Below are 10866 nucleotides of genomic sequence, written 5' to 3' on the forward strand. Positions count from 1 at the left end.
GGGCGCCCCGACCGGGTGGGGGGATGTGGGGTGCCGGTCGAGGCGCCGTGGGGGGCGGTGGTTCGGGCGGGTCAGGGGGGCGGGGGCTACTTGTAGGCCTCGGTGGCTCCGGGGGCTACTCGCAGGCGCCGGTGGTTCCGGGGGCTACTTGTAGGCGCCGAAGGCCTTCGTGAAGGCGAGCGGCTCCTGCTCGATCGACGAACAGGTCGGCTGCGCGCTGTTGCCCGCGCCGCCCTCACAGGCCTTGTCGCGGGTCGAGGACCACATCGCCAGCCAGCCGATGCCCTTCTCCTCGGCGAACTTCACCAGCTGCGTGGCGTCGTCGGCCTTGAAGACCTCGGTGGCGACGTCGTTCACGCCGATCATCGGGGTGACCGCGACGGCCTTCCAGGCGGCCTCGTCGGAGAGACCGAGGGCGCCCTTGATCTGCTTCTGCGTGGCGGTCGCGGCGTCGATGGCGTACTGGCCCATGTCACCGCTGTAGGAGGGCCCGTAGTCCATCGCCATGATGTTGACGGCGGAGACCTTCACTCCGTTCTTCTTCGCGTCGGCGACGAGGTCGACGCCCGGCTGGGTCAGGCCCTCGGGCATGACGGGCAGCGTGAACGAGACGTCCAGGCCCGCGTGGTCCTTCTGCAGCTGCGCGATGGCCTGCGCGCGGCGGGTGTTGGCGGCGGTGTCGGGAAGGGCGCCGCCCTCGATGTCGAAGTCGACCTTCGTCAGCTTGTACTTGTCGATGACCTTGCCGTACGCCTTGGCCAGCGCGTCGGCGCTGTCGCACTTGAGGCCGAGCTCGGAGCCGGCGGCGCCGCCGAAGGACACGCGTACGTCGCCGCCCTTGGCCCGCAGGTCGCCGATCTGCGAGGCGACCTTGTCGTCGTCGAGCCCGGTGACGCCGCCCCACAGGGGCTCGCAGCTGCCGCCGGAGGTGATGAAGGCGAGGTTGAACTCCTTGACGCCGGTCTTGGTCGCGGTGTCGACGAGGTCGTACGCGGGAGCCAGTGAAGTGTCCACGAACGGGGCGAACTTGGCGCTGCTCTCGGCCTTCGCGGTGGGCGCGGTGGGCTCGGCGGGAGCCTTGCTGGCGAGCGCCGTCCCGGAGAAGGCGAAGGCGCCGCCGCCGACGAGGGCGACGGCGGCGAGGCCGCCTATGACCTTGGACTTGGTGCTCACCGTGCGCCGATGCGTGCTGCTCATCGCGTGCCTGCCTTAGCTGTGCGGGGGTGGGGGTGCGTCAGCACGTTAGCCTCGCGGGGGCGCGACATCGCGGACAATTGGGGCTCTGCACTGGATCTTAGGGTGCGCTTAAGGGAGCGATCGGGGCCGGTTAAAGGTCGTCTCCCGAACACGCTTCTCCCGCGCTCCGCGCGGGTCTTCCCCCCGCCCGGCACCCCGGGTCGCCCCTCCCCCATGCGGTTTGGCCGCCCGCATGTCCATGTTCCACGCGGGGAGATCGGGTGGACCAACCGCCCAAAAAGAGAGCTACCGCACGCCAGGGGCGCGCTTTCGGCGACGTACGGACCCCCCGTGCCCCCGCCCCCCGGCGACAGGCCGACGCCCGTCCAGCTGGATCCAGATCCGGACCTCCGTGCCGCCGAGCACGGACCGCCCGATGCGGACATCCCCACCGGATGACTCCGCGAGCTGACGCACGATGTCGAGCCCCAGGCCGGTGGACCCGTCGGCCCCCGACCCCGCGCCCCGCGCCAACGCCGCCTCGGGATCGGCGATCCCCGCCCCCGCGTCCGAGACGAGCACGATCACCGCGTCCTCCCCGCTGTGCACGTCCACCGCGAACGCCGACCCCTCCCGCGTGTGCCGGAAGACGTTGCCCAGCAACGCGTCAAGGGAGGCGACGAGTTCGGGGCGGGACACCGGTATCCACACCGGGCGTTCCACCCCCGCGACCCGCACCTCACGCCCCTCGTCCTCCGCGAGCGCCGACCAGAAGGCCATGCGCTCCTGGATCACCTCGGATGCGTCGCAGCCGGCGCCGGGGCCGACCGCGACGGTCTGCGGCTTGGCGTCGCGGGCGGTGCGGATGATCGTGTCGACCTCGCGTTCCAGCTTCGCCACCGCGATACGGGTCTGCTCGGCCGCGGGACCGTCCCCAAGGGAGGCCGCGTTCAGCCGCAGCACTGTCAGTGGGGTGCGCAGGCGGTGGGAGAGGTCGGCCGCCAGTTCCCGCTCGTTCGCCAGGAGTTGCACCACCTGGTCCGCCATCGAGTTGAACGCCACCGCGGCCAGGCGCAGTTCCGTCGGGCCTTCCTCCGCGACCCTCGAACCCAGCTTCCCCTCCCCCAGGGACCGCGCCGCCCCCACGAGCCGCTTGGCGGGCTGCACCATACGTACGCCGAGCCGGTCCGCCACCGCCACGGACCCGATGATCAGCGCGACGCCGACACCCGCGAGCACCAGCCACGCCGTGGTCACCCCGTTGCTGACCGCGCCCTCGGGCACGAAGATCTCGACCACGGCGATCTGGGTGGAGCTCAGCGCCATCGGCTGGAGGAGAGCGAAGCCTCCGTCGACCGTCGCCGTCCGCGCCCGGCCCTCCTTGCGCGTGGTCTCCACCGCCTGCGCGTCCGCCCGCCGGTCGCCGATCTCCAGGGCGGGCGCCTTGTCGACGGCGGGCACGTACACCGCCATCCGCCCCTCGCCGCCCGCCTCGGACGTGGCGACGGCCCGCGTCAGCTGATCGCGGTCGGTGGTGATGGAGAGCGTGGGGCCCATGCCGGCCGCGTGCCGCTCGGCGTTGGAGAAGGCCCGGTCCCGCGCCATCTCCTGGATGACCAGGCCGAGCGGTACCGCGAAGGCCACCACGACCATCGTCGTGACGGCCAGGCACACCTTGACGAGTGCCCATCTCACAGCGGTGGCTCCAGCTTGACGCCGACACCCCGCAGCGTGTGCAGATAGCGCGGCCTGGCGGCCGTCTCCCCCAACTTCCTTCGCAGCCACGACAGATGTACGTCGATGGTCTGGTCGTCCCCGTAGCTCTGCTGCCACACCTCGGCGAGCAGCTCCTTGCGGGGTACGACGACACCGGGACGCCCGGCGAGGAAGGCGAGCAGGTCGAACTCGCGCCTCGTCAGATCGAGCCGCGCCCCATCCAGCTCCACCTGGCGCCGCAGCGGGTCTATGGCGAGCCCGCCGACCCGTATCTCCCGGCTCGGCGGCGCCTCGTCCGCCGCGGCGCGCGAGCGGCGCAGGACGGCGGCCATCCGGGCCGACAGGTGCTCGACGGAGAACGGCTTGGTCAGGTAGTCGTCGGCGCCGTCGTTCAGGAGCCTGACGATCTCGGTCTCGTCGTCACGCGCGGTGGCGATGATGACGGGGACGTCGGTGATCCCGCGCAGCATCTTCAGCGCCTCGGAGCCGTCGAGATCGGGCAGACCGAGGTCCAGGATCACCACGTCGAAACGGAAATGGGCCACTTCGCGCAGCGCCTCAAGGGCCGTGCCGACGCTGCGCACGGTGTGCGATGCCTCGGTCAGATGCCGGATGAGAGCGGAGCGTACGAACTGGTCATCCTCGACGACGAGCACACTTGCCATGGGCGGCACCGTACGCCATACGAGCGACCACGGTCGCGTGGGACAGCGGCGACCCCTGTGGTGCAGTATGGCTCGCGATGCGCAGAGGACTCATACACGCGATGGCTTGGTCGCTGGCCACGGGAGCGGCGGTCACGCTCTCCTGGTGGGGCGTCCACACGGTCATGGCGGGCACCGCGTACGACCCGCCGCGCGCCGTCCCGCTGGCCGCCGACGGCGACCGGGCAGAGCCGCTCTCCTCCTCCACGCACCGCCCGGACCCGACGCCGACCCCCTCCCTGTCGAAGTCGGGGCCAGAGTCGAAGGACCCCTCGAAGACTCCCGAGAGCAAGCCTTCCAAGAGCAGGACAGGCGAGGCGGGCAAGCCGAGCGCCCCCTCCACGCACGCTTCCGCACCCGGCGACGTGAAGAGCTACTCCACCGCCGGCGGCCGGGTCGTCTTCGATCTCGGCAAGGTCTCCGCGACGCTGGTCTCGGCGACCCCGGCGGCGGGCTGGTCGGTGCAGGTGTGGAAGCAGGACACCTGGATCCGGGTGGAGTTCACGTCGGGGACCGAGAAAGTCTCGGTGTTCTGCACGTGGCACGACCATGCCCCGGCGGTAGAAATCAACGAGTACTGACCGGTTGGTTCAGCGGAAGACCCAGAGTTGAGAAAACTCGGCTGAAAACCCCGGCGAAAGCTTCCTCACATCCGAAGCGTCCTCAGCGGAACACCGACGGCGGCGGCGCGGGCGACGCCACCGCGCTCGCGTCCGTGACCGCCGCCGCTCCCCCGCTGAAGTCGACGAGCGCCCGGCCGTGCTCGACCCGCGCCGGATGCGAGTCCCCCGCACTGCGCCGGGTCAGCTCGGCGATCGGCAGTGGCCGGGCGGAGCCGACGAGCACCGCGTTGCCGAATCGCTTGCCGCGCAGTACGGCCGGGTCGGCGATCAGCGCGAGCTCGGGGAAGAGCGTGGCGGCGGTGGCGAGCTGGCCGCGCAGATGCGCGAGCGGAGGACCGTCGGCGAGGTTCGCGGCGTAGTACCCGCCGGGCTTCAGAACCCTGCGTACGTCCCCGAGGAACTCGGCGCTCGTGAGGTGCGCGGGCGTACGGGCGCCGCTGAAGACGTCGGCGATGACGAGATCCGCCCAGCCGTCCGCGATCTTCGCCAGTCCTTCGCGGGCGTCGGTGCCACGCACGCGCACCCGCGCCTGCGGGTCCAATGGGAGCTCGCGGCGGACGAGTTGGATGAGTGACGTGTCGCGCTCGATGATCTGCTGGGTGGAGCGTGGGCGGGTCGCGGCTATGTAGCGGGCGAGGGTGAAGGCGCCGCCTCCGAGGTGCAGGGCCTGGATCGGCTTGCCGGGCGGCGCGACCAGGTCGGCGACGTGCCCGAGCCTGCGCTGGTACTCGAAATCGAGGTACGCCGGGTCGTCGAGGTCGACGTGTGACTGCGGGGCGCCGTCCACGAGCAGTGTCCACGCGCGCGGCCTGTCCCGGTCGGGCATCAGCTCGGCGAGCCCGCCGTCCACCTTCTCGACGACGGCTTGTGCCTCTTCCCGGGATCGCCTGTTCCTTGCCATCCGACCATTATCGGCGCACGCGGACGGCGCGGCCCGATGACCTTGGAGCATCCCCCGTCACGGGCTCAGCGGCAGTTGTCGGCGGCCTCGATCGTGCGGGCCGCCATGCCGAGCGCCGCGCGCAGGACGGCCGGATCGGTGACCGGGTCGGTCTCGTCGGGGGGAAGGAGCCACCCTGTCCCGGCGACCGGGGGCGGCGGGCGGACGGGCTCCGGCTCGGTGCGCGGGCGGGTGCCGCGGCCGAAGGTCTGCGTACACGCGCTGCCCGGCAGGTCCCAGGCGTCGGCGGTGCCGGGCGGCACCAGGAAACCGAGGGTGTCGCACCCCCCGTCGTGCAGGACGGGGCCGACGGCGTCACCCGCGCCGCGGCGCAGGATGTCGACCGCTTCGAGGCCCTGGCGGGCCGGGACGGTGACGAGATCGCAGAAGTCCGTGGACTCGGGGGGCTCGGGGGACTCGAAGGACTCCGTGGGGCAGACGCCCTGCTGTGGTGGTGCGCTGTGGTCCTGGGTCGGCAGGTGTCGTGCCGTCGTCAGCGATGCCCGCGATTCGCCGTTCTCCACGCCGATCTCCATCAAGGGGACCCCTCCTCGCAAGGGCGGAAGCCACGTCGCTCCCTCTCCACATGGTTCAACGCGGGACGGCGTCAATAGCTACGGCGTAATACCGCCGCAAAGGATGGCAGTTCATGGCAGATGAAGGGTGAGATATCCGGTTTGTAGCCAAACTCCGCATGCCGTCCCTATCGGACCGGGTACGTTCTTGCTTCGCCGGAACAGGGGGAAGCATCGCCGGATCCGCAGGATTCGTCGCACTCCGGCACGATCCGCACGAGAGGGTCAGGCCATGGCGTCGTCACCGATGGCATCGTCAAATCCGTCCCCACGGGCGAACGTTCGCTTCCGGCGACTGCGCGGTCAGCGCTCGCCGAGCGAGTTCGCAGCCGTGATCCGCAGAGCAGCTCGCGACATCGGGGAGCGCGTCAGCTGCGACGCCCGTTACGTCGGACGCGTCGAGGCAGGGGAGATCCGCTGCCCCAACTACGCGTACGAACGGGTCTTTCTGCATATGTTCCCCGGCCGGACGCTCACGGATCTGGGGTTCGCGCCCCGGTCCACAGTGCGCGGGCGGGGGGCGCGCGCCGAGTCCGAAGCGCCCGTGTCACACACCACGCTCCATCCGTACGAGTCCTCTCCGTCCGGCCTTTCCGGCCTCGAAGCACGCGAGTGCGACCCGTACGAAATCAGGAGCAGCGAGGAGAACGACGTGCGGCGCCGCGCATTCATGAGCGGCACGGCCACCGTGGCCGCCGTCTCTTTGGGGCCCTTCGGGCTCGCCGCCCAGAGTCCGGCCGAGGCCACCACGGGCACGGGGCGCGGCGGCCGGGTGGGCGAGGCCGAGGTGAGCGCGGTCGAGGCCGCCGTGCGAAAGATCCGGCTGCTCGACGACCGGCACGGCGCTGACGGCCTCTACCGCCGCGCCTCCGCCCCGCTGCGGACCGCGTACGCCCTGCTCGACGCGGGCACCACCCGCCAGTCGACGGCGGACCGGCTGCACGCGGGCGCCGGTGAACTGGCGATCTCGGTGGGCTGGCTCGCGCACGACTCGGGCCGGTTCGACGACGCGCGCTCGCACTACGCGGAGGCTCTCGCGACGGCCCGGATGTCCGCCGATCCGGCTCTCGAAGCACACGCCTTCTGCAATACGGCTTTCCTGGCCCGCGACGCCGGGCGGCCCCGCGAGGCGGTGCGGGCATCCCAGGCCGCGGCGCGCGCCGCCCGCCACCTCGCGTCGCCGCGGCTGCTCTCGCTCCTCGCGATGCGCGAGGCGGGAGGCTGGGCGGGGCTCGGCGACCGGCTGGGCTGCGAGCAGTCATTGACCCGCGCGCACATCCTCTTCGACCGCGGCCCCTCGGACACCGACCCGGAGTGGATGACCTTCTACGGCCCCGCCGAGCTTGAGGGCCTCGAGGCGCAGTGCTGGTCGGCGCTCGGCGAGTGGGACCGGGCGTCCCTGCACGCACGGCGCGCGGTGAGCGTGGCATCGGCGCAGACCCCGCAGTTCACCCGGAACATCGCCCTCTACACCGCCGAGCTCGCCGACGACCTGGCCCGCGCGGGCCGCCCTGACGAGGCGGCGACGGCGGGGCTGCGGGTGCTCGGGCTCCTCGACGAGGTGCGGTCGTCGCGCATCCAGTCGATGCTCGCCACGACGGCCCGGGTGCTGCTTCCGCACCGGCGGGCCTCGGGGGTGTGCGGCTTCCTGGAGCGGCACGCTTCGTTGCCGAGGGTCGTATAGACAGGCAGTCAGTACTGCCACGTGGACAACGGACAGCGGACAGCGGTCAGCGGACAGCGGACAGCGGACAGCGGTCAGTGCTGCGACAGGTGCCCCGTGTCGTTCCACGACTCGACGGCCGGTTCGCCGTAGGCCCAGCCGAGGGTGGAGATCGACGTCGGGTTGAGGCGGACGCGGGCGGCGAAGTCGATGCCGAGGCCGAGCCAGCGTGCGCCGATGGACCGCAGGATGTGCCCGTGCGCGAAGACCAGCACATCGCGGTCCGCGCTTCGCGCCCAGTCCACCACCTCGTCCGCGCGGGCGGTGACCTGCTCCAGGGTCTCGCCCCCGGGGACGCCGTCGCGCCAGATGAACCAGCCGGGGCGTACGTCCTGGATCTCGGCCGGGGTCATTCCCTCGTAGGAGCCGTAGTCCCACTCCATGAGCGTGTCCCAGACGGTGGCGCGGTCCCCGAAGCCGGCGATCTCGCAGGTCTCCCGGGCGCGGGAGAGGGGGCTTGTGCGCACCTCGACGTCCGGGAGGCCGTCGAAGGGGGCGCGGTGCAGGCGATCACCCAGTAGTTTCGCGCCGTCGCGGCCCTCTTCCAGGAGCGGGATGTCCGTCCTGCCGGTGTGCTTCCCGGACAGGGACCACTCGGTCTGTCCGTGCCGGGCCAGCAGGATGCGCGGTGCCATGTCGAGCCTTTCCGAACCGACGGCCATCGGTGGAGACCATCAGCTGTCATAGAGCCATTTCCGCGGACAGACAGCTGTCCGTACCCTCCATCATCACTCACGCGCGATGTCGCGATCATCCGTGCCCACAACGCGATCATCCGTGCCCACAAGGAGCAACCCGCTCGACGATCTCAGCGTCTAAGACGACCGGGGACCGCCTCAGGGCGGTTTCGCGTACGCCGTAAAGTGAGGCGGCGGCGAACACCGCATGACCAAGAACGGATGGGGGAACGACCGGATGCCGCAGAGGGACACGCCGGGCACCGGGGGCACCGGCGGGCTACGGCTTCGTTGGTGGACGGAGCTGCCGCTGATTCTGGTGGTGTACGCCCTCTACTCGGCCGGACGGCTGCTGGCGCGCGGCGACGTGTCCACCGCCGTCGACCACGGCGTGGGCATCCTCCGCGTGGAGAAGTTCCTGCGCCTCAACGCCGAGAGCCCGCTGAACCGTCTCTTCACCGAGCATGCCTGGATAGGCGTCCCCGCCGACTTCTGGTACGCGTCGCTGCACTATGTGGTGACGCCCCTGATCCTCGTCTGGGTCTTCCGCAGCCACGCGGTCCAGTTCCGTGCCGCACGCGCGTGGCTGATGAGCTCCACCCTGATCGGCCTGGTCGGCTTCACGCTCCTGCCGACCTGCCCGCCCCGCCTGTTGAGCGCGGGCCACGGATTCGTGGACACCATGGCGCAGTACAGCGACTACGGCTGGTGGGGCGGCGAGGCGAGTGCGCCGCGCGGGCTCGGCGGCATGACCAACCAGTACGCGGCGATGCCGAGCCTGCACGTGGGGTGGGCGCTGTGGTGCGGTGTGATGCTGTGGCGCCACGGGCGTTCGCCGCTGGCCAAGGTCGCGGCGGTGGGCTATCCGCTGATCACCACCATCGTCGTGATGGGCACCGCGAACCACTACTTCCTCGACGCGGTCGCGGGCGCCGTGGTGATGGGCGTCGGCCTGCTCCTCGTACAGCCCGTGCTGCGGCTCGCGGACCGGGTGAAGGCGAGGGTGCGGCTGCCGCTGGCGGTCGCGCGGCCTTCGGCGGGGGTGGTGGCCGGGTCGAACGCGGCGTCCGTCACGGGCTCGCCGTCGGCCTCGTCCGTCCCAGAGTCCTCAATTGTCAGTGCCGAGTGCCAGACTTCGACAGGTGAGCGAATTCCCCGGCCGCGCGAGCGGCCCGCCGAGCCACGCGCCGAGTCGAGTGCCCGATCCGCCGACGCGGGGGACAGCGCTGCGACAGCGTCTCGCTGAGCTGCGCGGTCCTGACGTCCCCGCTCAGCCGCTCGACGCACGCGCCCTCGCGGCTCTCGCCGCCAATCCCGGGTGCAACAGGCGCGCGCTGCTCGACGGCGCGGGCGTGGACAAGGCGACCCTCGCGCAGTCGCTCGGCTCCCCCGCCTCCTTCGGGCAGTCGCAGTTCGCGTTCATGCGGGGCAACGCCTTCGAGGCGAAGGTCAAGGCGGACGGCGGTGCGGAGCTGCTGCGTCTGGCGCACGGCAGGCTCGGGGGCGGTCCTGAGCCGGTGCCCGGTGAGTCGGCAGTGCCGGATCTCACCGCGGTGGGCCCCGAGGGCCGCGCGGCCCGCACCTCGCTCGCGCTGCGCGAGGCGGTGTCGACGGAGGGCTGGACCCTCCTCGACCACCCCATGCTGGCGCTCGACGTCGCCGGAACACCCGCCTTCCTCGAACCGGACGCGGTGGTGATCCACCCCGACGGCACCTGGACGGTCGTCGAGATCAAGTCCTTCCCGATGATCGACGGCTCGGCGGACGCGGCGAAGGTGGGCGCGGCGGCGCGCCAGGCCGCGGTGTACGCACTGGCGCTCGAACGGGTGGCGGCCCACCTGGATCCCGCGCCCCAGGTCCGGCACCACGTGCTCCTGGTCTGCCCCAAGGACTTCTCGAACCTCCCGACGGCGTCGGCCATCGACGTACGCAAACAAATCTCGGTGACCAGGCGCCAGTTGGCGCGCCTTACCCGCATCGAGGACATCGCGGCGGCGCTTCCCGAGGGCACCACCTTCGACGTGACCCGTCCCGCGGCCGACCTGACGGCAGCGGTCGAATCGGTCCCCGCGACATACGCCCCCGAGTGCCTCGCCGCCTGCGAACTGGCCTTCCACTGCCGCGAACGCTCCCGCGAACAGGACGCGGTGACGGCCCTGGGCCGCGCGCTGCGGGGCGAACTGGGCGGCCTGACGACGGTGACGGGCGTCCTCTCCGCGGCCAACGGCACATCGGGCGACGCGGCGGACCCGGCGGTGGCGGCGTTGCGGAGGGCGGCGGCACTGAGAACAGAGGCGTTGGCCGGCGTGGGCGCCTCGGGCGGGGGCACGGCGGGGGGCGCGCCGTGCTGAGCGCCGGAGTGACGCGACCAGTGCGCACGCTCCGACGCCCGCATCTCCGTCCGAAGGCGGCCCCCCTCTCCCCGCCCGCCCACCGGCTCCGGAGCTCCCCGCCGACCGCACACCGCTCCCCCGCTCACCCGCCCCAGAGCCCCTCGCCGACCGGCTGTCGCCGGGCGATCAGGTGGGCGGACGGGGCAGACGGGAAAACCCCGCCGCCAAGCGGCAAAGCAGCAGGCCACGGCCCGCGGACACCGACGCCGACGCCCCGCGCAGCCGAACCGCACCGCGCAACAGCCGTTCCCTTCCCGACCGCTCACCCGCCCCTGAACCCCTCGCCGACCGGCTGTCGCCGGGTAATCGAGTGGGCGGACGGGAAACCCCCACCGCCAA

Annotated in this window: 10 protein-coding genes; 4 read left to right on the top strand and 6 right to left on the bottom strand. The window is 71.8% G+C overall.

The window, feature by feature from the left end; all coding sequences use genetic code 11:
• Window positions 1–144 precede the first annotated feature (144 nt).
• The 3 genes from ACFVXC_RS23630 to ACFVXC_RS23640 all read right to left on the bottom strand — a co-directional run bounded on the left by ACFVXC_RS23630 (window position 145) and on the right by ACFVXC_RS23640 (window position 3557).
• Window positions 145–1197 carry a chitinase gene (locus ACFVXC_RS23630; RefSeq protein ID WP_389908163.1) on the bottom strand — a complete coding sequence of 351 codons (1053 nt, stop codon included), beginning with the start codon at window positions 1195–1197 and terminating at the stop codon, window positions 145–147.
• A 285-nt stretch (window positions 1198–1482) separates the two neighbouring features.
• Window positions 1483–2871: a sensor histidine kinase gene (locus ACFVXC_RS23635; RefSeq protein WP_389908165.1), complete on the bottom strand. Its 1389-nt coding sequence runs from the start codon at window positions 2869–2871 to the stop codon at window positions 1483–1485.
• Window positions 2868–3557, bottom strand: coding sequence for a response regulator transcription factor (locus tag ACFVXC_RS23640; protein WP_389908167.1), 690 nt, complete (start codon window positions 3555–3557; stop codon window positions 2868–2870). Before ACFVXC_RS23640 ends, ACFVXC_RS23635 begins: the two co-directional genes overlap by 4 nt.
• A 77-nt stretch (window positions 3558–3634) precedes the next feature.
• On the opposite strand from ACFVXC_RS23640, the gene ACFVXC_RS23645 reads away from it, so the two are divergent.
• Entirely contained in the window at window positions 3635–4177 is a 543-nt protein-coding gene (locus ACFVXC_RS23645; RefSeq protein WP_389908169.1) for a hypothetical protein, read from the top strand.
• An 82-nt stretch (window positions 4178–4259) separates the two neighbouring features.
• Here the strand turns inward: ACFVXC_RS23645 and ACFVXC_RS23650 are convergent, their stop codons facing one another.
• Both ACFVXC_RS23650 and ACFVXC_RS23655 read right to left on the bottom strand, forming a co-directional pair.
• Window positions 4260–5120, bottom strand: a complete 861-nt coding sequence (locus ACFVXC_RS23650) for a spermidine synthase (protein WP_389908171.1) — start codon at window positions 5118–5120, stop codon at window positions 4260–4262.
• Window positions 5121–5185: 65 nt separating this feature from the next.
• Window positions 5186–5695 (bottom strand): hypothetical protein, encoded by a 510-nt coding sequence (locus ACFVXC_RS23655; protein WP_389908173.1) that lies wholly within the window; start codon window positions 5693–5695, stop codon window positions 5186–5188.
• A 271-nt stretch (window positions 5696–5966) separates the two neighbouring features.
• On the opposite strand from ACFVXC_RS23655, the gene ACFVXC_RS23660 reads away from it, so the two are divergent.
• Window positions 5967–7418 (top strand): tetratricopeptide repeat protein, encoded by a 1452-nt coding sequence (locus tag ACFVXC_RS23660; RefSeq protein ID WP_389908175.1) that lies wholly within the window; start codon window positions 5967–5969, stop codon window positions 7416–7418.
• A 74-nt stretch (window positions 7419–7492) separates the two neighbouring features.
• Here the strand turns inward: ACFVXC_RS23660 and ACFVXC_RS23665 are convergent, their stop codons facing one another.
• On the bottom strand, window positions 7493–8092 hold the full coding sequence (locus tag ACFVXC_RS23665; RefSeq protein WP_389908177.1) for a histidine phosphatase family protein: 600 nt from the start codon (window positions 8090–8092) through the stop codon (window positions 7493–7495).
• Window positions 8093–8372: 280 nt separating this feature from the next.
• Between ACFVXC_RS23665 and ACFVXC_RS23670 the strand changes: the two genes are divergently transcribed.
• Both ACFVXC_RS23670 and ACFVXC_RS23675 read left to right on the top strand, forming a co-directional pair.
• On the top strand, window positions 8373–9380 hold the full coding sequence (locus ACFVXC_RS23670) for a phosphatase PAP2 family protein (protein WP_389908674.1): 1008 nt from the start codon (window positions 8373–8375) through the stop codon (window positions 9378–9380).
• Window positions 9331–10485 (top strand): hypothetical protein, encoded by a 1155-nt coding sequence (locus ACFVXC_RS23675; protein ID WP_389908677.1) that lies wholly within the window; start codon window positions 9331–9333, stop codon window positions 10483–10485. The genes ACFVXC_RS23670 and ACFVXC_RS23675 overlap by 50 nt, the downstream gene beginning before the upstream one ends.
• Window positions 10486–10866 lie beyond the last annotated feature (381 nt).

Origin of the sequence: Streptomyces sp. NPDC058257 (genome assembly GCF_042881845.1) — a bacterium.
In the GTDB taxonomy this organism is placed as follows: Bacteria; Actinomycetota; Actinomycetes; order Streptomycetales; family Streptomycetaceae; genus Streptomyces.

Bases quoted from the DNA above. Each gene is read 5' to 3' on its own strand.
- ACFVXC_RS23630 (WP_389908163.1), bottom strand. From the start codon at position 1,197: ATGAGCAGCACGCATCGGCGCACGGTGAGCACCAAGTCCAAGGTCATA.
- ACFVXC_RS23640 (WP_389908167.1), bottom strand. From the start codon at position 3,557: ATGGCAAGTGTGCTCGTCGTCGAGGATGACCAGTTCGTACGCTCCGCT.
- ACFVXC_RS23645 (WP_389908169.1), top strand. From the start codon at position 3,635: ATGCGCAGAGGACTCATACACGCGATGGCTTGGTCGCTGGCCACGGGA.
- ACFVXC_RS23650 (WP_389908171.1), bottom strand. From the start codon at position 5,120: ATGGCAAGGAACAGGCGATCCCGGGAAGAGGCACAAGCCGTCGTCGAG.
- ACFVXC_RS23655 (WP_389908173.1), bottom strand. From the start codon at position 5,695: ATGGAGATCGGCGTGGAGAACGGCGAATCGCGGGCATCGCTGACGACG.
- ACFVXC_RS23660 (WP_389908175.1), top strand. From the start codon at position 5,967: ATGGCGTCGTCACCGATGGCATCGTCAAATCCGTCCCCACGGGCGAAC.
- ACFVXC_RS23665 (WP_389908177.1), bottom strand. From the start codon at position 8,092: ATGGCACCGCGCATCCTGCTGGCCCGGCACGGACAGACCGAGTGGTCC.
- ACFVXC_RS23670 (WP_389908674.1), top strand. From the start codon at position 8,373: ATGCCGCAGAGGGACACGCCGGGCACCGGGGGCACCGGCGGGCTACGG.